Annotated in this window: 16 protein-coding genes; 3 read left to right on the top strand and 13 right to left on the bottom strand. The window is 56.4% G+C overall.

All coding sequences use genetic code 11. From position 1 onward, the window contains the following. Nucleotides 1-44: 44 nt before the first annotated feature. Genes cyaB through Pla52nx_RS00070 form a run of 3 tightly spaced genes read right to left on the bottom strand, consistent with a single transcriptional unit; the run spans nt 45 to nt 2211 of the window. Nucleotides 45-629, bottom strand: a complete 585-nt coding sequence (gene cyaB, locus Pla52nx_RS00080; RefSeq protein WP_146522983.1) for a class IV adenylate cyclase — start codon at nt 627-629, stop codon at nt 45-47. After that, on the bottom strand, nt 626-1483 hold the full coding sequence (locus tag Pla52nx_RS00075) for a hypothetical protein (RefSeq protein ID WP_146522984.1): 858 nt from the start codon (nt 1481-1483) through the stop codon (nt 626-628). The genes cyaB and Pla52nx_RS00075 overlap by 4 nt, the downstream gene beginning before the upstream one ends. Next, a complete protein-coding gene (locus Pla52nx_RS00070) occupies nt 1480-2211 on the bottom strand; it encodes a sensor histidine kinase (protein ID WP_231742639.1) in 732 nt (243 codons plus the stop codon). The genes Pla52nx_RS00075 and Pla52nx_RS00070 overlap by 4 nt, the downstream gene beginning before the upstream one ends. Before the next feature lie 154 nt (nt 2212-2365). On the opposite strand from Pla52nx_RS00070, the gene Pla52nx_RS00065 reads away from it, so the two are divergent. After that, a complete protein-coding gene (locus Pla52nx_RS00065; RefSeq protein ID WP_146522986.1) occupies nt 2366-2980 on the top strand; it encodes a hypothetical protein in 615 nt (204 codons plus the stop codon). 469 nt (nt 2981-3449) lie between these two features. Here Pla52nx_RS00065 and Pla52nx_RS00060 read toward each other — a convergent pair whose 3' ends face one another. The 5 genes from Pla52nx_RS00060 to rpsD all read right to left on the bottom strand — a co-directional run bounded on the left by Pla52nx_RS00060 (nt 3450) and on the right by rpsD (nt 10032). Then, on the bottom strand, nt 3450-4700 hold the full coding sequence (locus tag Pla52nx_RS00060) for a M16 family metallopeptidase (protein WP_146522987.1): 1251 nt from the start codon (nt 4698-4700) through the stop codon (nt 3450-3452). Nucleotides 4701-4788: 88 nt separating this feature from the next. Further along, entirely contained in the window at nt 4789-6042 is a 1254-nt protein-coding gene (locus tag Pla52nx_RS00055) for a M16 family metallopeptidase (RefSeq protein WP_146522988.1), read from the bottom strand. A 226-nt stretch (nt 6043-6268) separates the two neighbouring features. Further along, nucleotides 6269-7684: a tRNA (N6-isopentenyl adenosine(37)-C2)-methylthiotransferase MiaB gene (miaB, locus tag Pla52nx_RS00050; RefSeq protein ID WP_146522989.1), complete on the bottom strand. Its 1416-nt coding sequence runs from the start codon at nt 7682-7684 to the stop codon at nt 6269-6271. A 77-nt stretch (nt 7685-7761) separates the two neighbouring features. Then, nucleotides 7762-9189 (bottom strand): dihydrolipoyl dehydrogenase, encoded by a 1428-nt coding sequence (gene lpdA / locus Pla52nx_RS00045; protein WP_146522990.1) that lies wholly within the window; start codon nt 9187-9189, stop codon nt 7762-7764. A gap of 234 nt (nt 9190-9423) precedes the next feature. After that, nucleotides 9424-10032, bottom strand: coding sequence for a 30S ribosomal protein S4 (rpsD, locus tag Pla52nx_RS00040; protein WP_146522991.1), 609 nt, complete (start codon nt 10030-10032; stop codon nt 9424-9426). Between the two features lie 519 nt (nt 10033-10551). Here rpsD and Pla52nx_RS00035 point away from each other — a divergent pair. Then, a complete protein-coding gene (locus Pla52nx_RS00035; RefSeq protein WP_146522992.1) occupies nt 10552-15519 on the top strand; it encodes a dockerin type I domain-containing protein in 4968 nt (1655 codons plus the stop codon). Here the strand turns inward: Pla52nx_RS00035 and Pla52nx_RS00030 are convergent. After that, the gene (locus tag Pla52nx_RS00030) at nt 15495-16391 is read right to left on the bottom strand and encodes a hypothetical protein (RefSeq protein ID WP_146522993.1); all 897 of its coding nucleotides are present in this window, start codon (nt 16389-16391) and stop codon (nt 15495-15497) included. The two genes, Pla52nx_RS00035 and Pla52nx_RS00030, sit on opposite strands and share 25 nt — an antisense overlap. 98 nt (nt 16392-16489) lie before the next feature. On the opposite strand from Pla52nx_RS00030, the gene Pla52nx_RS00025 reads away from it, so the two are divergent. Next, nucleotides 16490-16948, top strand: a complete 459-nt coding sequence (locus Pla52nx_RS00025; RefSeq protein ID WP_146522994.1) for a cupin domain-containing protein — start codon at nt 16490-16492, stop codon at nt 16946-16948. On the opposite strand, the gene Pla52nx_RS00020 is transcribed toward Pla52nx_RS00025, so the two are convergent. The 4 genes from Pla52nx_RS00020 to Pla52nx_RS00005 form a co-directional block, all read right to left on the bottom strand. Then, a complete protein-coding gene (locus Pla52nx_RS00020) occupies nt 16943-17563 on the bottom strand; it encodes a DNA-3-methyladenine glycosylase I (protein WP_146522995.1) in 621 nt (206 codons plus the stop codon). The genes Pla52nx_RS00025 and Pla52nx_RS00020 overlap by 6 nt on opposite strands. Next, nucleotides 17560-17892, bottom strand: a complete 333-nt coding sequence (locus tag Pla52nx_RS00015) for a DUF721 domain-containing protein (protein WP_197455033.1) — start codon at nt 17890-17892, stop codon at nt 17560-17562. The genes Pla52nx_RS00020 and Pla52nx_RS00015 overlap by 4 nt, the downstream gene beginning before the upstream one ends. Before the next feature lie 13 nt (nt 17893-17905). Beyond that, on the bottom strand, nt 17906-19024 hold the full coding sequence (dnaN, locus tag Pla52nx_RS00010; protein WP_146522997.1) for a DNA polymerase III subunit beta: 1119 nt from the start codon (nt 19022-19024) through the stop codon (nt 17906-17908). A gap of 671 nt (nt 19025-19695) precedes the next feature. Next, complete coding sequence (locus Pla52nx_RS00005) at nt 19696-20850, bottom strand: helix-turn-helix domain-containing protein (RefSeq protein ID WP_146522998.1); 1155 nt, start codon at nt 20848-20850, stop codon at nt 19696-19698.

Here is a 20850-nt window from a genome sequence, read left to right as displayed (position 1 = left end):
CGCGGCTGCTGCTTTGCGCAGACTCTTTTCGTACCCATCCGCGCTTAGCTGCTTGGTGAGTTGAGCGATTGTTGTTCCAAGGTCATGCGTAGGTAGCTGCGAGTTTCAGGTTGACATAAACCCAGCGCGTCAGTCAGAGCCGCGATTCGTTGCGTTGACTCTGCGATCTGGGATTCGTCACGGACGAGTAGTTCGATTTCCGCAAAGAGCCCCACGGCGGCGACTTCGTCCAGCGTCACGCTGAAATCCGACCACTCGCCGGTCGCCCAATGAAACGACTGTCGAAGTTTGTTGACGGTCGCGACCATGGTAAACCCCAGTGCGATCAACAGTTGATCCATGTTCGCGCCGTCGTGATCGTCGCTGCCCAAACACCATTCCAATTCTTGGCGGGCTTTCAAACTACTGTCAGCTTGTACGTATCGGCGTCCTTTGTACGTCACGCTTGCCACTCCATCGACTCGGCGGATCCGGAGGGCTTCCTGGGTCTGGGCGAAGTCACGTGATGGATGCTGGTAATAGGTATCGCTATGCTGCTCGACCTCGCCGGATATCGATCCCAACGCGTTCAAACGCTGCAGCAAGTCATCGCGATCCGTCACGGGGAACTTTTTCTCCACTTCAATCATTTGGGTTTCTTGATTCGAGTTATCTTGGCAGGTGATCCTTCGCTGGTCACCCAAGCATGGCCCTCTGAGTCGAGTCCGATTGCTTCGATCTGAGACAACTTGGGCAATTCAAAAATGGCCGGGTACTTCACCAACTGCTCCGCCAGCGTTGCCGTCGCTGATGGCCGAGGAAGACGACAGGCGTGGAAGTAGCTGGTCATCCAGATCTCTCCGGTCCGGCGGTTGATATCCATCCCGGTGACCATCGGCATCACGATCTGACCGACCGCGGATGCGGTTTGTTCGCTGGTAGCGGAATGGTTGGTTCGACCTGGCAACGGCACCGTGTAGAGCCGCGACAAGAGAGGCTCCTTGGTCGCCAACAGAATCTGACGACGTTGAGTGTCGACCGCCACAGCTTCGCAGTTATGCGGTCCATCGGGGAAACGGACGCGCAGTGTTTGCATGATCTCGACCTTGGATTGCTGATCGGGATTTGGTTCATCGAACAAGTACATGGTGATGAACTTGCGTTTTTCATCGTTGTCTCCACAATCGGCGACCAACAATCGCGGCCCCTGGTCGACATAGGACGCCATGGCTTCCCAATCGATCGACTTGGCATCGGATATGCGGCAGACGCCGGTTTGTCGGCCTGCGGTGTCAAAGGCAAAGAGGCGTGGTTTGTCACCGGAATCGTTGTGGGTCCAAAATCGATCTGCGTTTCGATGCGAGAATCCGATTCCGCTGCTTTCTGTTAGCGCGTCGCAGTGCAGTTGGACAACCGCATCGACTGATTGGTCTTGTGCTAACAAGACGGATGAAACAAACCAACCAGCGGTCAGGACGATCGTTGCAAGAGACAAGCGACTCACCCGACGACGATCCGCTTGGGGACGGGAAACTCGAGTGTGAATTTTGTCCCCCGGCCGACTTCGCTTTGAACGCTGATCCGGCCGCCATGCGCCTCGATGATTTTGCGAGCTGTCGGCAAGCCCAAACCCGAACCGCCTTCCTTGGTTGTGTAAAAGGGCTCGAACATGTGCATCACGGTGTTGTTATCGACACCCGAACCGGTGTCGATCAAGTCCAACGCGATGCTGTTCTGGGTCGTGTAGGTTCGCGCGAGCAACTGTCCGCCACTCTCCATGGCTTCCAGTGCATTCTTGACCAAGTTCATCAGGGCTGCTTGCAGGGAATCGCTGTGCAGCGCTATGACGGGCAAATCGTTGTCGAGGAATCGCACGACCTCGATCTCTCGAGCTTCGGCCTCGGCTTGGTAAGCCCGCAGCACCGCTTCGACTTGATCGTTCAAGTTTCCGGAGACCAAATCGATGTCACGCAGTCTGGCATAGCGTAGAAAGTCCCGGATGATGCCTTCCATGCGTTCGCATTGCTCGCGAACGATATCGACTCGTTCCAACGATCGACGATTGTCCGATGAGTTCGCTTCGAGCAGATCCTCGCTCAACAAGTCGATGTTCATGTGAATCACCGACAGTGGATTCTTGATTTCATGAGCAAGTGACCCCGCCAGTTCCGCCAGCTCCTCGTATTGAGCCCGCAAAAGGTCGACATCAGAACGTTTGTCGTTGGAGGACATGATGCAAAGGGGTGAGAAAGAAGGGCGTCTTGCTGCCAGAACGCCTTGATTATAGCGAGCAGGCGGTCTTCTGATCATCCAGGATTCTGATCCGCTAGTGGTCCGGGATCAAAATCTCGTTTCCGCAAGGGATCTGACGCGGTAAACTGGGGTCATGCCACCCTCTGACCCTTTCGAAACGAACCCCTACGCTCCGTCAGCGGAATTGGGTACGCCATCGCGGGCGATCAAAGTCGATGGCGTGACCGGACCTCAGATCGTAGGTCGCATCATGCTGGCGGTCACGCTCGCCGGTGGAGTTTTTGGATTGGGCAGCGCAGCGACGGTAGCCCTGGTGGCATTGAGCGAAGGAGGGATCGGAACAGATGTCTTGGGTGTCTTTCTCATGATGAGCTTCTGGTCATTCATTGCGGGAATGATCCTGGCTGGTATTCCCACGGTCCTGATCACTCCGCTGAGCTATGGAATTTTTGCCTCCAAACGTTCTCCACTTCATCCGATCTCGGGACGCGAGGTCTTGTTGTTGGCATCCTTTTGCGGATTCGTCACGGGATGCCTCCCGACGACTTTGATCTCGGGCTTTCAATTTTATGCGATTGCCTGGTCACTGATTCCCGGTGTGGTCGGTGCGTTGCTCACACCATTCTGCTTGATCGGGTTTGCTAGAAGAGTTGATCGAATGCAAAAGCAGCGTGAGCAGCATTTGGAGTTGGAAGCGGGATTGGCTCCTTCACCGTTTGCGATCGCTGATGCGGATGGTGGTCGGTGAAAATCTTGATGCGATCGTCTCTTGAGTGAAATAGTCAATCGGGCCGGGCAGTTCGTAGTGGACGAGGTTACGAGTCCCGTGCACCAGTCAATGATCTTGTCCACTGTCACCTCCCCCAACTTGGCGGAGGTCGCGATTAGCCGCTGAGGCGAATGCTAGGGAGGGGGCCTGTCTGCGCGAGTCAATGGTTGGGAATGGTAAAACGCATGGCGGGGCACGCTATCGACTTGGAAAGTCGAGCGACGATTGTCGTTCGACTTTCCAAGTCGAAAACGAACATCACCAAACGGCCAAACAAAAATCATACGCCTTGTGCCGTTTGCGCAACGCAACCTCCCCAACTGCGCCGGGAGAGTTGACAAAAACCTGCGGAGCGCCACAGTGCCGCTACCCGAAACTTTGATCGCCCCAGGTTTGTGGTCAATCGTTTGGACCTGACAGGTTGCAAACCTGTCCCCACGTTCAAATTTCAGCTCGTTGCCAGTGGCGCGACGGCTTGGATGTCGGTGGGCGTTTGTGCAAGATAGGTCTTCGCGGCGCGGACGATGGCTTCGGCGTCGACGGCTCGCAGTCGCTCAAGTGATTCGTCGAACCCGATGTGCTCGCGATGGGTCAGCCAGCGGCTGCCCAAACCGAACAGCCGATTGCTTGGGCGTTCGCTCTGCATGATCATCGCCGCGGACGCCTTGTTCATCACTTGTTTGAGTTCGTCCTGGCCGACTCCTTTGTCGATCAAAAAGGCGATGGTTTCGTCGATGATGCGACGGTTGCTCTGGACGTCTTCTGGTGCACAGACGAGGTAGGTGAACCATGCGCCGGTGTCACTGAACTCCTGCGGCCAAACCGTTGCGACTTCGGCACGCCCCGTATCGATCAAATCCCAAAACAGCCGACTGCCACCTTCGTCGCCCAAGATTGCGGCCAGCAATCGGCTGGCGTATCGGTCTGGGTCATTGGAGGCGGGTCCCGGTGCGATGCGGACCAAGTAGCCTTGTGCGGCGTCGCTGATGGGCAAAACGGTATCCATCGAAATTCCTTCGGGTAGCGATTTGGTATCGTCGCTACCGAGGTCCTCACCGGCGGGTCGATCGCCCCAGGAGGCCGTCTTTTGTTCCAGCGTTGCGACCAGACCGTCAAAGTCGACATTGCCTGATGCCGCCAGCACGATGTTTTCGGGACGATATCGGGCATTGAAATAATCTCTCATCCGTGCCGCCGACATGGCCGCGATGGATTCGTTGGTGCCCAACACGCGACGACCCAAACCTCGGGGCCCGAAGTGAACCTCCATGGCCCGTTCGAATGCGCCAAAGGGCGGTTGGTCTTCGTACTTTGCAATTTCCTCCAAGATCACTTGACGCTCGGTCTCGAATTCGGACGCATCGAGCTTGGGCGTCATCATGTCCGAGAGCAGATCGATGATGCGATCCTGAAACTTCGGCAACACCGTCGCGTAGTAAACCGTTTGTTCTTCGGTCGTGTAGGCGTTGCTTTGCCCACCGAGCTCGTCGAGTTCGCGATTGACGTCTTCGGCGCTGCGGCGATCCGTTCCCTTGAACATCATGTGTTCCAGGAAATGGCTCAAGCCCGACTGGCAATCCAACTCGTTTCGTGAACCGGCGCGAACGAAGTAGCCGAACGCTGCGGAGTAGCTGCGAGGATCGGTTTCGGCAACGATTTCCAATCCGTTGGGCAATGTCGCGTGTCGAAAATCGGGCATCGGATATTCTGTCTGTTAGGTTGTGGAAAATGTTGGGGTCATTCGTCGCGTGCGTTGTCGACTGGGAAAGTCGAGCGACAATAACCAGTCAGTTCGTGGGGACGTTGAGGGGTTCGGGGCCGGATGTGACGATGCGATAATCGGCGGGCGGGTGATCTTGCCAGTAACTCTTGACGTCGCTGAGAGTCAATGATTCGATGATCGCTTCCAGCTCAGCCGTCTCCATCGGCGCACCCATCTGATAGAAATCATTGGCCAGGGATGAAGCACGAGAGGAGCTCGACTCCTGTTCCATGATCAAGCCGCTCTCGATGCGGACTTTCCAGCGATCCAACTCGCTTTGTTCCAAATCCTTGGTGAAATTGGCGATCTCGCCGAGCGTCACATCCAGAGTTTCCTGGGCTCTCGCCGGCGTGGTGCCGGCATAACCGAAGACACCACCGACGTTGCGCAGCGAATGGCAGCTCGCGGACACCGTGTAGCACAAACCACGTTTCTCGCGGACGCGATCGAATAGCCGGCTGCTCATGCCGTCGCTGAGGATTCCGATTCCCGCACGCATGCGGAAGTAATCCTTGTGACCGTACTGGATATTGGGAAACGCGAAACCGATGTGTGTTTGACTTGTTTCGGCCGGCATGTGTTCGTAGACGGCTTGGCCGGCAGCCGGTGGATCGCGCTGAACCTCCAGCGTTTTCCAGTCGCCAAAGACTTCTTCGATTTTGTCCAGCACGTCGTTGGGATTGACGTTGCCGGCAACGGAGAGGATGGAGCCGCCGGCGTGGTACTGTTGTTGATAGTACTGACGCACGTCGTCGGGACCAAAGGACTGCAGGGTCTCGATCGTTCCTTGGTTGCTGTGTCCCAGTTGCCAGCCGTAGTGCAGCTCTCGGAGTCGCCGCATGACTCGCTGGGTCGGTTCATCCTCCATCGCCCGCAATTCTTGGATCATCATCATCTGCGCGTCGGGCAGTTGATCGGCGGGCAAGTGGGGACGGCGCAGGATGTCGGCGTACAAGGCGATCGCATCAAGAAGCGATTCTGCTGGCATTGCGGCACCGAAGGAGGTCGTGCCGGTGGAGACACCACCGCTGCGATCGAGCCCCAAGTTGTCTTGGACCGCGACCAGATCACGACTGGAGTAATGCCCGGCACCGCGTTGCACCATCTCGCAGACGAGCGAAGCCAAGCCGGCTTGCTGTGGCGTCTCGCATTGCGAACCGCCGCCGACTGAAACGGAGAACGCCGCGGTTCGCAGCCAAGGCATGGGCTGGATCAAAACGGTCATCCCGTTTTGAAACTGACGGGTGATGATCTTGGTGTCGGGTGACGTGGTGGTCATGGCGGTTTGGTAGCTCGGTATCGCGGTCGTGCGGTGATTCGAAAGGGATGACTCGGCCGTGGACCGGTCCGTTTGAATTGATTGAGCCGCGACGCGTAAGCGGGCGGGCAAAACGGACAACCCAGTGGCTGATGGCTAATGGCCCGGTGCCTAACGGCCCACGGCTCACACTTTCATTCGTATTTCAGTTAAAAACCGACAACGCCTAAAGCGGTGTCCGAAAGCGTCAGCCCGGCATACCGATTGTCACGACATCGACGGTTTGAACGCGGCCGACCAGAGTGTGGCTGCTGGCGTCGTCGACATGGATCTTGAGGAACTGTCCCGCTTGGCGACGGTTTCCATCAAACACGACGATGCGGTCACAGTGCGTGCGTCCGATCATCTGCACGGTCGCGCTGTCGGGATCGGCGTCTTGCCCTTTCTTGCTCGGACCTTCGACCAAGATCTCGACGGTTTGACCGATCAGCTTGTCGTTTTCTTCTTGGGCGACGCGGTTTTGAACTTCCAGCAAACGATGATTGCGATCCGCTTTGACTTCGCGAGGAATATCGTCAACCAAACGCTCCGATGCTTTGGTTCCCGGTCGGACGCTGTATTGGAAAATGAAGCTGTTCTTGAATCGACAACGCTCGATCAGGGCGACGGACTTTTCAAAATCTTCCTCGGTTTCACCACAGAAGCCCACGATGAAATCGCTGCTGACGGTGGCTTCGGGGACCAACCGCTCGATCCTTTCGAACATCTCCATGTAGTCTGCAATCGTGTAGCCGCGCTTCATCCGCTTCAGGACATCGTCGCTACCGCTTTGTGCGGGCACGTGCAAGTACGGCGAGACCTTTGGCAGCTCGTGAACGGCGATCAGCAATCGCTCGGTCATGTCCTTGGGATAATTTGTCACGAACTTGATCCGATCGATTCCGTCGACCTCGTGCAGTTGCTCGAGCAGGGACGTCATGTCGGTCGTGTGATCGCCGTCCTTGTATTTGTAGCTGTTGACCGTTTGACCCAACAGCGTGATTTCACGGCAGCCCTGGTCGGCAAGGATGCGTGCTTCGGAGAGAATCTGCTCTGGCGGACGTCCCTGTTCGGGTCCACGTGTGTTGGGGACGACGCAATAGGTGCAGAACTTGTCGCAACCGATCTGAATCCGCAGGTACGCTTGGAAAGGTGTCGGCCGCATCGTGGGATCACGAAGCGGATCGAAGGTTTCGTGGCTACGTGCAACGATGGCCTGTTTGCCGTCGGTTCGACCGAGCGAGACCGCCATTTGGCGACCTTGGCCGCTGCGAACCTTTTCAATCAAATCGGGAATGGTGTGCAACTGGCCCGGTCCGATCACCATGTCGACGTAGGGTGCACGTTTGAAGATGATCTCTTGATCTTTTTGCGCCATGCATCCCATCACGCCGATCAGCTTGTCGGGATTGCGATCCTTGGCTTCGCGGATCTTGCCCAGAGCGCTGTACACCTTTTCTTCGGCGTGCTCTCGGACGCTGCAAGTGTTGTAGAAAACACAGTCCGCATCCTTGGGCGAATCGACGATGGTGTAGCCATGGCGTTTCAAATCCGCCACGACCATTTCGCTGTCCAGAACGTTCATCTGGCAGCCGACGGTTTTGATGTAGACGCGTTTGGTCATGATCGATGGCTGGGCAATGATAACAGGCAATGGAAACGGGACGGCGAAAAGAGGCCTGACCCCTTTGATGTCACGTTTCAGTGGCGTTTGGGTTTGTAAATTTCGGTGGCGGTGCCGAAGTGGACTTCGCCGGCGTTCATCAGCGTTTCGCTGAGCGTGGGGTGCGGGTGAACGCTTTCGGTGATGTCGTGTACCTCGCATCCCATCTCGATCGCCAACACGGCTTCGGCGATCAGCTCACCGGCACCGCTGCCGACGATGCCGCAACCGAGCACGCGATTGGTTTCCGGATCGACGAGCCATTTGGTCAGCCCGTCAGTGATCCCGAGGGCTTGGGCGCGACCGCTGGCGGCCCACGGATAGACCTCCACATCGACGGCGCGACCTTGCTGCTTGGCTTCCAACTCTGTCAGACCCGCCCAAGCGATTTCAGGATCGGTGAAAACCACAGCGGGGATGGCAACTTTGTCAAAGGTGACTGGTTTGCCCGCGATGACTTCCGCCGCCACGCGTCCTTCGTGGGTGGCCTTGTGTGCCAGCATGGGGTCGCCGGCGACATCTCCGATGGCCAGGATGTGAGGATCGGCTGTGCGTTGCGAGGCATCACACTCGACAAAACCGCGGGCGTTGACGACGACCTTGGTGTTTTCCAAACCCAGTCCGCGAGTGACCGGGCGACGTCCGATGCTGACCAGGACGCGGTCGAATTGTTCGTGCCCGAAGTGCGCGGGTCCCTCGAAGGTGACTTCGACCTTGTCACCGACCTCGGCCACCGAGCCGACTTTGGTGTTCAACCGCACTCGGCCCTCGCACAACTTGTCGATGCGTTTGGCCAGCGGTTTGACGAGATCGGGGTCGGCACCCGGCAGCAGGCTTTCGGCTAACTCGACGACGGTAACCTTAGAGCCGAGCTGTGCGTAGACGCTGCCCATTTCCAGACCGATGTATCCACCGCCGATGACCAGCAGTGTTTCGGGGATGTCGACGAGTTTCAGTGCGCCGGTGCTGTCCATCACGCGGTCGCTGCCGATGTCAAACACGGGCGGCATGGCGGGCACGCTGCCGGTTGCCAGCACACAGTGATCGAACGTGATTCGGCGGCTTTCTGGGATGGATTCGTGATCACCCTCCAATGCCAAAGTGGTGGAATCGACAAAGCTGCCGCGGGCCTGGATGACTTTCACCTTTCGTCGCTTGGCCAAGTTGGCCAGGCCGCCGGTCAGGTTACTGATCACTTGGTCCTTGCGTGCTCGTACTTTGTCGACATCGATTTTCGGGGCTCCGTCGTAGGTGACGCCCCAATTCTCGCGTAGGTCATCGACTTCGTGGATCACCTTGGCAACGTGCAACAGGGCTTTGCTGGGGATGCATCCTCTGAGCAAGCAGGTACCGCCCAGTCGCGGTTCGGCCTCGACGATCGTGACATCCAAACCTTCGTCGGCGGCCAGGAATGCGGCGGCGTATCCACCGGGTCCGCCACCAAGAACTACGACGGGACAATGCATGAGAGAAAACTTCGCGTTGTGTGGGTCGAATCTGTGTGGGTCAAATCTATGTGATGGGATCTGGAATGTTACTTTCCAACCGCCCCCGCCTGTACGATCAAAACCGCCCACGCCATTATGCGTGCCACCATCGTCATCGCACCATCCGTCTTGCGAACGACGAAGTTCAAATTGGCAAGCCGTGCCAAAACCGGGGCGACCCGAGATGGTCGCCAGGGATTGGCAAGCCGGCGACTAGCGAGACAGGAATTCGACGACGCTATTGGCGTCCACGGGCAGGCTGATGTCCGTCGGTCCGGGCAGGCCGAGAACGGTCAGCTTGAGGCCTTCGCTGTCAAATGCCACCCAGTCCAGGGGATCGGGCGATGCGTTGGCGATCACGCCTCGGTAAAGATTCTTGAGGTTTTCACGACCGCGGACTTCGACGATGTCACCGGGACGCAACAGAAAACTCGGCTTGGTGACTTTAACGCCGTTGACACAGAAGTGTCCGTGGGTGATTCCCTGACGGGCTTGTGGACGTGTCTTGGTGAAGCCGGCTCGGCGGACCACGTTGTCCAGACGACGCTCACACATCAACAGCAACAACTCGCCGGTATTGCCCGCTTTGCGACCGACCGCATCGAAATAACGACGCAGTTGGCGTTCGCCCAAGCCGTAATAGTGCTTGATCTTTTGCTTCTCCATCAATGCCAAACCGTAGTTGCTGGGGCGACGTCCGCGGACGTGCATGCCGGGCGGCGTGTTGCGGCGATCGAGTGCTCGAACAGCACCGGCGGTTTCATAAATGAGCGTTCCGAGACGACGATTCACGCGTGCTTTGGGACCGGTATAACGTGCCATTTCGTATCCGTTTTCTTTCGCCGCTGATGCAGCAGTAGGGGGTTTGGGCTGACGCTGGAGATGACAAAGGTCAGAATCAGCGACGCCGGGTGTGATCCAAGATCGTGCCGATGGATTCGCCAGTTCACTGGCTGATCAAAGACTCGGCAGGGCTCCGAAACGGGCCAATCCCGTTTCGGCGGTCACACATCGATTTTTGGAAGGGTCAGAGTGTGGCTTGTGGAGCGATTTTTCGCAAGGCCAACGGATTTTTTGGGGAAGCCCACTCGTTCTGCTTCGTTCCCCTCTGGTATCCCCTGACACTGAAGCCTGGCCCTGAAGTTGTGAAACCTGCGCCAAAGCCCCGCTTTGGTTGATTTCATCCTTGAAGGTACCGGTTATGCGGAATATTTTGCTTATTCATTCCCAGGCGGGGGGTCATTTGCTATCGATCTGAGCACTTGCCCTCTTTCAGAAAACGTCCCACTGCCAACCGCATTTGAGCCATTAGCTCGGTGCTGTTTTTGAGGCCACATCACCATGCGACGCCCAGCCATTCTCCGTTCTCACGCCCGCAAAAACTCCCTTCGCCGGTCACCCGGCCCGCGGCTTCGCATGGAAATGCTGGAATCGCGGCTGTTGTTGGCAGCGGAACTGAGCTTCTCATCGGAGATTCTGCAATCCACGACACTTAGCCTGGCTGACTTGGCGGCCGCCGATTTTGCGATCGACTCGGCGCCGTTGGCTGAATCGAACGCGGCACCGGACTTCATCCCGACCAAACACGATCCGGTTGCTCGTGTCATCGGGCAAGACCTTTTCGACGTTTACCAAGTTGCCGGCAGGTCGTTCGGTCCCAATGTGACCAGTCGCGTCGAGACCCTTTCCAGCACAGTGCAGCAGTCAGGACTGCTGGTCAATCAAAACGGCGATGTGTTGATCGAAATCATCGCCGACACCGATCTGGATTCGTTGCGAATGGATCTGCTGGGGACCGGATTCATCGAGAACGGGTTCTTTGGAAAGATCCTCAGCGGATCGATCGATCCGATCAAACTGGATGACCTTTCTGCACTAGAGTCGGTACGTTTCATCCGCCCGATCTATCCGTCAATCTCCAATGTGGGGACGGTTAGCAACCAAGCCGACGCGGCAATGAGATCCGACATCGCGCGGGCGACCTTCAACGTGGACGGATCGGGGCTCAAGATCGGCGTGATCTCGGACAGCTTTGACAAGAACTCGGGCGGTGGTGGTGCCGCAGGCGGGATCGCCAGCGGGAACTTGCCGGGTCCTGGCAACCCAAACGGATTCACCACACCGGTACAAGTCTTAGAAGATGAACCCAATGGCGTTAACGCCAACCATAGTGACGAAGGCCGCGCGATGTTGGAGCTGATCCATGACATCGCGCCGGCTGCCGAGCTGGCTTTTCACACCGGGTTTGCAGGACCGGCGAACTTTGCCCAGGGCATCTTGGACCTTGCTGCGGCTGGGGCTGATGTGATCGTCGACGACGTGTCCAATTTCGCGCAACCCTTCTTTCAAGACGGGATCATCGCGCAGGCTGCCGCCCAAGTGGTCGCCCAGGGAGTGCCCTTCTTTTCATCAGCAGGCAACCAAGGGCGTGACTCCTACGAAAGTGTGTTCCGAACCGATGGGACTCGCGCTCATATTTCATCATCCGGTGTGATCACCCCCGATCCAAATGGCGATTTTGTAGCTCACGATTTTGACCCCTCGGCCAATACTGACGGGTTTCAGCTTGTCGCCCTCGCCCCAGGCGGATCCGCAACGCTGATTTTTCAGTGGGACCAACCGTTTGCTTCGGCCGGTGGAGCCGGTGCGGCCAACGACATGGACATCTTTGTCTACGATTTCCAGACCCAGTTGATGGTCGCCAAGAGTGACTTGCAAAACACTGGCCAAGACGCGATTGAAATCGTTGAAATCTCGAACATGAGCAGTCAAGCTCGGTTCTTTAACATTTTACTTGCGCGATATCTTCCCGCAGGCGGTCCCACACCTGGTGTGGTCAAATACCTAGCGTTTGGCTCTGGATTTGACATCGGCGAATTTGATACGCAGAGCAGCACGCTCTACGGACACCATCAAGCGATCGGCGGAGCAGGTATCGCCGCTGCCGACTACCGTGACACACCAGCGTTTGGAACCAATCCACCCTCGCCACAACCCACGACGTCCGCCGGTGGACTACCGATTTTGTTTGACACTGCGGGCAACCGCCTAGCAACTCCTGAAGTCCGACAACAGCCGATCGTGACCGGCCCGGACAACACCAATACTTCGTTCTTCGTTGCCGGCAATGATCCTGACAACGACAGTTTTCCCAACTTTCCTGGTACCTCTGCCGCTGCCCCACACATTGCTGCTGTCGCGGCTCTGATGTTGGAGGCCGCCGGCGGACCTGGTTCGCTCACTCCGGCCCAGATCAACACCGCGCTGCAGATCACCGCGATCGACATGCTTTCCCCCGGGTTCGACTTTGACACCGGATTCGGATTGGTCAACGCCGAGGCTGCTATCGCCGCTGTGGACAACGGAGGCGGCGGTGGCAATCCTGGCGGCGGATTCAACGGCAATGGCAACAGCAGCGGAAAATTCTACTTCACCGCCGAAACTCCCGATGGACAACGTGAGCTGTTCGCCTCCGACGGCAGCGGAAACAACACCGCGCTGCTGGCAAATCTCTCCGGCGCCACGGCGTCCAATCCTGCCGACCTGACGTTGTTGGGTGATCAAATCATCTTCACCGCGCTGACGTCCAATGGTGACCGTGAGCTCTTTGTATCGGAAGGCACCCCGAGCTCCACTAAACTACTGAAGGACCTCTCTGGAAACGCTCCATCCAAACCTGCTGAATTGACGAAGGTCGGCAACCAAATCTTCTTTTCTGCCGAAATGGACAACGGCCAACGGGAACTGTTCGTCACCGATGGAACCTCGGTCGGAACACGCCTGGTGGAGAATCTCGCTGGCACCGTAGCGAGTGATCCAAAATGGCTGACCGCCTTCAAAGGAGAGCTCTACTTCAGTGCCAATATTGGAGCCAACCAGCGTGAGTTGCACGTCAGCAATGGCACACTTGCTGGTACGAAACCGTTGGTCAATCTTTCCGGCAATCTGAATGCTAATCCGCAAGAATTGATCGCCGTGGGTGACACCTTGTTCTTCACCGCTCGGATCAACAGCACCGAACGTGAGTTATTCAAGAGTGATGGCACCGCTAGCGGCACGAAGATGATTGAAAACCTAGGCAGCTCCCGATCTGCTGATCCGGTCGGCCTAACTAGGTTGGGTAGCCGAGTCTTTTTCACGGCGAGTTTGGCCAACGGCGAACGTGAACTGTTTAAGAGCAACGGGACCGCTGCGGGCACTGAAATCGTGACGAATCTTGGCGGTGGTGTCAGCTCTCGCCCCGACGAACTCACCGTGGTCGATGGAAAACTCTACTTTGCCGCCAACTCCAGCAGCACACAGCGAGAACTGTTTGTCACGACGGGGACTGCTTTAAGCACCCAGTTGGTCAAAGACCTCAACGGCGGTGCCAGTGCTGATCCGGTCGAGCTGACCGAAGTTGATGGCATGCTCGCTTTTGTTGCCTCGTCCGGTGACCAACGGGAACTGTTCCGAAGCGATGGCACATTTACTGGCACGGAACTGGTCAAAAACATTGCCGGCTCTGTGAGTAGTCAACCGCAGCAGTTGACTTCCGTCCGAGGAAAATTGGTTTTCGTGGCGACCACTGGCGACGGACAACGCGAAGTCTTCACTAGCGACCTGTCGAGTGCGGGCACCGAGATGCTCACCAATCTCAGTGGTGATGTTTCCTCCAAACCACGTGATTTCATCGCCGTCCCAAATAGCTTTCCGCTGGTAGATAGCTACTTTTTCACCGCCGTGACTGCTGATAATCAACGCGAGTTGTTCGCCTCCGATGGCACCGTAGCTGGCACCAAACCGCTTACCAATATTGGCGGTTCGATCTCCGCGCAACCCGAGTATTTGACACTCGTGGGCGATCGGTTGTTCTTTTCGGCAATGACGTCTGCCAACCAACGTGAATTGTTTATGTCCGATGGCACCCCCGCTGGAACACAATTGGTTCGCGACTTGGGCGGCTCGGTTTCCAGTAATCCCACAGAATTGACTCGCGTCGGTAGCAAGTTGTTCTTTGCCGCCAACCGCTCGGATGGTCAACGTGAACTGTTCGTCAGCGATGGAACCTTTGCCGGAACCCATGTGGTCGAGAATCTCGCTGGATCAGTCAGCAGCCAGCCAACCGATTTGGTTGAGATGGGTGGACTGCTTTACTTTGCCGCTCAAATCGGTGCGAATCAACGAGAGTTGTTTGTTAGCGATGGAACCGTCGCCGGCACCAAACCGATCGTTAATCTTTCTGGAGACGTGAATGCTGACCCCAGAGACTTGACGGTCGTTGGAGACACCCTCTTTTTCTCTGCCGTAACGGCCAGTGGAGAACGTGAGTTGCACAAGTCCGATGGCACTCCCTCTGGGACGGTGTTGGTCGAGAACCTCTCGGGCAGCGTCTCGGCTGATCCGCAAAACCTGACTCGCTACGGCAGCCAGGTATTCTTTACCGCGATGCTGCCCAGCGGTGAACGCGAATTGTTCAAAAGCAATGGTTTTGCTGCCAGCACTGGCCTTGTTCGTGACTTGGGTGGCTCTGCTAGCGCTAGCCCCAGTGAGCTGATCGTTGTCGATGGCAAACTGTTCTTTGCCGCCAACTCCAGTGCCAATCAACGCGAGCTGTTCGTCACGACTGGCCCGTCCTCGAGCACCGTGATGGTGGCGAATCTCAATAACAACAACAGTGCCAATCCCGTTGAACTGACCGAATTCAACGGCGAGTTGGTCTTCGTGGCTTCCGCCGGTGTTCAACGCGAATTGTTCAAAACAGATGGAACAGAATCCGGTACCGTGTTGGTCAAGAACCTCAATGGTTCTGACAGTGGTGAGCCCGAGAATTTAACCACCCTCGGAAATCAACTGCTGTTTAGCGCTCTGGATGCTAGCGGTGACCGTGAACTTTATACAAGCGATTTAACCAATCCGGGCACCGGCCTGTTCAAGGACATGAGTGGCTCGCGGTCATCGCGACCTCTCAATTTCACTCTCGCACCAAATGGCATTTCTTTCTCCAACGGCAGCACCAACGCCACCAACGCCGCTCCCATTGCCACTCCCATCTCAGGTGATGCCAATGGCGACGGAGTGGTTACCGCTTCGGATGCCCTGGCGGTCATCAATCGATTGGCTTTGGATCAGCTCATTGGTGACGCCGAAGAAGAGATGGGTCTGCTCGATACCAATGCCGACGGTCGTGTCTCGGCGGACGACGCGTTGTTCGTTGTCAATGAAATCAGACGACAACGGACGACTCCGCCAAGTGGATCGGCAACATCCGTTGATAGTGAATTGGAGTTGCAATTGGCTGCCGATCAGCTCGCACTGGAAGTGCTGTGATCCGCCGATAAAACACCGTCCCACTCTGAATGTGGTTGCAAGATGCTCAATAGCGGTGGATAAACTTGACAGAGTTGTCGAACCAATCGTGAGTGCTGGGGCAGCGACGCCAAGATGGACGTGCTGTAGTAGTGTCGAAAGCTCTCGTTGATTCGCTGCGTGTCCATTTGATAGGGGATTCCGACTTTTGCCACCGCGATCGCCATCGCTACCTGTTCAGTGAAATATCTCGCCTCGCCCAAGAGATCGATCACTTTGAGACGCTGATAACAATCCACGTACTGCTGTACAAACGGCTCAATCCATGGTTGGTGGACGGCTTGAAATCCGCTGTTGAAATATGCCGGACAAACGATCGGTGGATGAGTGCCGTCTCGCTTGCGAACCACGATGCGATGATTCGGCATGGTCACCTCGCATGCTTCGTAGGCTTGTTCCCACAGTCCCTGCATCGCAGCGGCTCCTGAAAAAAAAACCGCTCGCCCATAGAACGGCACAGCAAAATCAGTCCACTGTGGCACGCCGTGACACAACTGGTCGCTGTCCAAGAAAACAACGACCTTTGCCGCTGGGTCCGCTTTCAACGCATAGGCTTTGTTCATCAGCAGGTCTGGCAGTGTGCCCGGTGATTTGAGCAGCGGATTGAGTTGAGGTGTCAACCGCACACCCAACTCTTGCAAGAAAGCTCGCACCGCCGGGGTGATCGACTCAAATGCGTCATCGTGTGTCACGGATGACGAATGCGGCAGCGTCGCGATCAAATGAGCCCGCGGACCGAGGAACTGACGAAGACTAGCTGCCAACACGCTGGCTTCCCTCTCCAAACGCCCTGCTTGGCAGACAAACGTCCAGGTGATCGATTCGATTTTCATGGGGAATCCAAATCTTTCTTGTCATGTTCCGCTACGATGATTCCTTTACCGTACTACGGTCTCTCACCAACCACAAAACAATCTAGAGTGAGCGGGTCATGATTTCTCGAAAATTGGTTGTCGACTCTGGGCAAGGCGATCACTACGTGGTCTTGGGCGGCGATCAAATCACGATCAAAGCCACTGCAGCGGACACCAATGGTGTTTGCACGATTCTGGAAACCGTGGTTCCCGCCGGTGCCGGTCCGCCCTGTCACCGACACCACAGGGAGTCCGAAACGTTCTATGTGATTGACGGTGACTTCGTTTTTGCGATCGGCGACGACACCGTGCATGCCGGTCCCGGTTCTTTCTTGATCGCGCCTCCGGGGATCGCTCATCAGTTTCGAAACACGTCCGATCGACCGGGCAAGCTCTTGATCACATGTCACCCGGCCGGTTTCGAAGATTTCGTCCTTGAGTTTGCCAAGATACCGGTCGATGCTCCACCGGATCCGATCGCTATGGCTGCTATCGGCGAGAAATTCGGTATCGACTTTTTGCCGCCCATGCTATGACGGCTGTTCAAATGCCTTGCGTTCTTGCTCGACCTGCTGCCAATGATCACAGGTTCGCAGATGATCATTGACCATTCCCATCGCTTGCATCAATGCATAACAGGTCGTCGGACCGATGAATTTCCAACCTTGTTTGCGAAGCGTTTTGCTCATCGCTATCGATTCCGGTGTCGTTGCCTGGACTTGATCGCGACTGCGCAAAACCGGTGATCGGGCCGGTCGAAACTGCCACAGTTGACCCGCCAACGAGCGACCACTGTTTGCCAACTCCGACGCCCGCTGTGCGTTGTTGATCGTTGCCTCGATCTTCGCTCGATTGCGAACGATGCCCGCATCGGCCATCAAACGCGTCACGTCTTTGTCCCCGTATCGTGACACTTTTTCGAAATCAAACCCGGCGAATGCCTTTCTAAAGTTCTCTCGTTTTTTGAGAATGGTCAGCCAACTCAAACCCGATTGAAATCCCTCCAAACAAAGTTTCTCGAACAAACGGATCTCGTCAGTGACCGGTCGGCCCCATTCCTGATCGTGATAGTCGATGTACTGCGGGTCGCTGACGCACCACCAGCACCGTTTGACTCCGTCATCACATCGGATCACGTTGCTGTGTTTCATGCGGTTTGGATTCGAAAACGCAGGTCGGTGATTTGTGACTGCGGCAATTCCTTTTGAATCCGTTTCAGGATCGCCCGCTTCTGAAAGGTGATTTCCTGCAAGACCACCGAGTCGGTCGCGAAAACCTGCAACACGCCGCGGCTGATTCGCCCGACGATGATTTGATCGCCCAATTCACCGGGGACTGCTGATGCTATCGCTGCGTGCAACTGCTCGTTGACTTCGATCGCCGCGTAGCCCCTGCGGGCGAGCAGTTGGTTGACCAACGCTCCGATCTTTTGGATCGGTTGTCGTTCCTTTTTCTCGACCGGCTTGCGTTTTTTGGCCACGATCGTTCACACACTATCGGTCTCGGGCCATCGGCATGATCACGTAACCATAGCCATCGTCGGTACTCAACAAGGCTGGTGCAGCTGACGACTCGACTTCCAACTGAAAGCTCGCTTCGGCATCCAGCACCTTGCAGAAATCCGCCACGTAACGATGGTCCATCGTCAGCGTGATCGGGTCTCCGTCATAGGCGATCGGCAATTCGATCTGCGACTCACCGATATCCTTGGTGTTGGCCTCCAGTTTCAGCGTTCCATCGGCGAACGTGAAATCGATTCCGCGGCTCTCGTGATCGGTCACGATCGCAGCTTGTCGCAAAGCTGCGAACAATGGACCCACGGTCATGTCCAAAATCACCGCGTCGTCTCTTTTGGGAAACACCTGTCTCCAATTGGGATATCGGCCTTCGACCAACCGCGAATGGATCACCGCGTTGTTGGTTCTGAGCAACAAGTCGCTCGCTCGGGCCGCCACGTCGACGGTGTCTTGCTTTTCATCCAAGGCACGCTCCATCAACTGAATGGCTCGCGTCGGTACGATGGTGCTGGTCCCGGTGGTCTCATGACCACCGACTGACTCGCCCTTGCCTTCCATCCGAGCCAACCGACGCCCGTCGGTGCCGACTGCGATGACTTCGTCTCCGGTGAGTTCCAACAGCACCCCACCGAGTGCAAAGCGGCTGTTCTCGGTGTCGGTCGCGAAAACAGTCCGCTTGACCATCGTCCGAAACAATCGCGTCGAGATGACGTGGTACTTGTCCTCCTCGAACGCTCCCACCGGTGGAAATTCGTCTGGGTTGTTTCCCGGTAGACGAAACTTGCTGCGGCTGCCGCGAACGATCACACCGGAGTCGTCGGTCTCCAGCGTCAACGTCTCGTCATTGCTTTCTCGCAAAATGGCGTTGGTTCGGCCGACCGGCAGCAACGCGGTGCCTTCGACCTCGATCTCCACACCCTCCTCGATATCAAGCCGGATCCCGACCTCCATGTCGGTCGCTGTGAGCGTCAACTTGCCTCCCGACGCAGTGATCTTGACGTTCTGTAGGATCTCCTTGGGAGACCGTGTGGGAGCGATGCTGGCGGCCAACGAGAAAGCAGCGGTGAGCGGTTCGCGAGAACAAGTGATTTTCATGGAGCAACACAGAAGCGAGAAACGATCCTACGATCGGTCGGCATTGTTGATGAACGTTCGACGCATGTTTTAACGCCTGCCAGGCTTTCTCGCACCTCCCGAACGACGTGTTTGTTTGCCAGCAGTCAAAGCGATCAGGGACAGCATGATGATAAAGATATTTCTTTTTATCTTCGTCGTCTTAATGACGTGGCGAATCGTGTCAGTAACTCGACTTTGGCGGCTGGAAGTCAAGACGGAGAAACAAGTTGGGAAAAAGTCGGGAGAGTGGAAAACATGTCAGTGCGGCGTTGATTGAAGGTTCGTCAAAACGCCACTTACCAACATTCATTGACAGACCTTGAGGAGAAAACGACAGGTCCAACGAAGAAAGTCTGACGCCAGATGAACAGGTAGCGGACAGGTTTTCCACCGAAAAAAAAGGTGGAAATAGGACACTTCTCGCTGATAGGCACCCCGCAGAACACTCGCTCCCAGGCTCACCCCAGGGAACGCACTGCCATGGAGGCTCTGCCTCGCGAAAATCAGCGTAGCCTGGAAATTGTCAGCAGATCGGCAGGCAGGAGCCTACTAATCATAGGGTTCCCAGGCAGGAGCCTGGGAACCAGTGGTGAAAGCGTTTAGCGGGGTGGCGATCAGCGAGAAGTGTCGGAAATAGTGAGGAAAAATACCTAGCCGGAGAGCTTGTCGGCCGCATCGGCGGCGGCACGAGACAACTCGGCGTCGGTAGCGAGCAAAGATTCTGTCTTGCGAATGGCGTGCAGAACGGTCGAGTGATCGCGACCGCCGAAGTACTTGCCGATCTGGTCCAAGCTCTTGGTCGTCATCCGACGACTCAAATACATCGCCAGCGAACGAGCACGCACAACGGACTGCTTGCGAGTGCTGCTGCGGAGGTCGTTGGATCGAAGTCCCAGCAACCGAGCGACGACACGAACGATCTTGGAAATCTCAACTTCGTCACCCTGTCGAAGCGACTCGATCGCCCCAGAGACGGTCTTGGCATCGACTTGGCACTCGTTCATTCGACAAAGCAAATCGATTTGTTTGACGACCGCATCGAGTGAACGAACGGGCAAATCCATCGGCAATCCGGCGTCCAACAGACGCAACAGGTCGTCCGAAATCTGCAGTCCACGCATCACAGAGATCTCTCTGAGCAACGTGATCCGGGTATCGCCCGCAGGAGGACGCAGGGGCACCGTCAGGCCCATCAGGGTCCGACTGGCCAAACGGGGTCTGATCCCAGCGGTTTCCGATGGCAAGCGTCGACAGGTCAGAATGGTCGGCTTGCCACTGGCGAGGCGACCATCGATGCGAATCGCTAGCTCTTCTTGAGCCGCAGCCTTGCCCGCTAACCCTTGTAAATCGTCGATGATCAGGATCGGTGCCCCATCAACGATCGCCCTTAGCGGCATCAGATCGTCAGCATCCACGGCGCTGGCGTAGTCACGGGCAAAGTCCGCTGCGGTGTAGTATTTCACCGATCCGATCGAGTCCCCTAAATCTTTGGCGGAACACTCACGGGCAGCCAAGTGCAACGCCAATGCTGACTTGCCCGTCCCGGTGTCGCCTATCAACAACAACGGCTGACCGTAGGAAAAAGCGGAGTCACTCTGGCAAACGAACGCGGCCAAACGGTTCTCGTCACCGGCGACGAAATAAGGAAGCAGTGATTCCGAAGTCTGCTGAGTCGCAAGGTTGGTTGGTGTCGAACGCGAACGCGTACCGCGATGACGCACCCGCAGCGCGGGACGCTCCAGCGGAAACGTCTTGACCGATAACTCGGACGAAGATCTCGCGTTTGACAGACTTGCGGTGGACAC

Source organism: Stieleria varia, from assembly GCF_038443385.1.
In the GTDB taxonomy this organism is placed as follows: Bacteria; Planctomycetota; Planctomycetia; order Pirellulales; family Pirellulaceae; genus Stieleria; species Stieleria varia.
Note: the sequence above shows the minus strand (reverse complement) of the source record. Positions and strands in the feature narration are given on the sequence as shown.

What these genes read in the sequence shown, in the direction of transcription:
- Pla52nx_RS00060 (WP_146522987.1), bottom strand. Translation starts at nt 4,700, where the DNA reads ATGCCCGATTTTCGACACGCGACATTGCCCAACGGATTGGAAATCGTT.
- cyaB (WP_146522983.1), bottom strand. Translation starts at nt 629, where the DNA reads ATGATTGAAGTGGAGAAAAAGTTCCCCGTGACGGATCGCGATGACTTG.
- dnaN (WP_146522997.1), bottom strand. Translation starts at nt 19,024, where the DNA reads ATGAAAATCACTTGTTCTCGCGAACCGCTCACCGCTGCTTTCTCGTTG.
- Pla52nx_RS00035 (WP_146522992.1), top strand. Translation starts at nt 10,552, where the DNA reads ATGCGACGCCCAGCCATTCTCCGTTCTCACGCCCGCAAAAACTCCCTT.
- Pla52nx_RS00070 (WP_231742639.1), bottom strand. Translation starts at nt 2,211, where the DNA reads ATGTCCTCCAACGACAAACGTTCTGATGTCGACCTTTTGCGGGCTCAA.
- rpsD (WP_146522991.1), bottom strand. Translation starts at nt 10,032, where the DNA reads ATGGCACGTTATACCGGTCCCAAAGCACGCGTGAATCGTCGTCTCGGA.
- Pla52nx_RS00065 (WP_146522986.1), top strand. Translation starts at nt 2,366, where the DNA reads ATGCCACCCTCTGACCCTTTCGAAACGAACCCCTACGCTCCGTCAGCG.
- Pla52nx_RS00020 (WP_146522995.1), bottom strand. Translation starts at nt 17,563, where the DNA reads ATGAAACACAGCAACGTGATCCGATGTGATGACGGAGTCAAACGGTGC.
- miaB (WP_146522989.1), bottom strand. Translation starts at nt 7,684, where the DNA reads ATGACCAAACGCGTCTACATCAAAACCGTCGGCTGCCAGATGAACGTT.
- Pla52nx_RS00025 (WP_146522994.1), top strand. Translation starts at nt 16,490, where the DNA reads ATGATTTCTCGAAAATTGGTTGTCGACTCTGGGCAAGGCGATCACTAC.
- Pla52nx_RS00030 (WP_146522993.1), bottom strand. Translation starts at nt 16,391, where the DNA reads ATGAAAATCGAATCGATCACCTGGACGTTTGTCTGCCAAGCAGGGCGT.
- lpdA (WP_146522990.1), bottom strand. Translation starts at nt 9,189, where the DNA reads ATGCATTGTCCCGTCGTAGTTCTTGGTGGCGGACCCGGTGGATACGCC.
- Pla52nx_RS00055 (WP_146522988.1), bottom strand. Translation starts at nt 6,042, where the DNA reads ATGACCACCACGTCACCCGACACCAAGATCATCACCCGTCAGTTTCAA.